At 67.6% G+C, this 281-nt stretch carries 1 protein-coding gene; it reads right to left on the bottom strand.

The genetic code is table 11. From position 1 onward, the window contains the following. The coding region (locus G5B31_RS20990; RefSeq protein ID WP_165020126.1) for a BapA prefix-like domain-containing protein at positions 1-281 on the bottom strand (281 nt) is incomplete at both ends.

Below are 281 nucleotides of genomic sequence, written 5' to 3'. Positions count from 1 at the left end.
CCACTGGAGGCGATCAGGCCCAGGCCGCCGAGGCCGGCGATGGCGATCGCGGCCATGTCCTCGTTCGACATCGCGGCGCCCAGGCCGACGGCATCGCCCTCGACCGTCTGGACGTTGCCGTCGACGCCGCTGAAGGTGCCGTCCTCATAGAGCAGACGGCTGACCTCGCCGTTCGGTCCCTTGACGAAGAAGTCCTCGATGACGAAGCTCCGGCCGTCGGTCAGATGGACGATCAGGTCGTCGCCGGACTTCACGAACTGCCGGACATCGGCAGCCTGTGC

The organism is Rhodobacter sp. SGA-6-6 (assembly GCF_011043545.1).
GTDB lineage: Bacteria > Pseudomonadota > Alphaproteobacteria > Rhodobacterales > Rhodobacteraceae > Pseudogemmobacter.
This window is presented reverse-complemented; position numbering and strand designations above follow the sequence as displayed.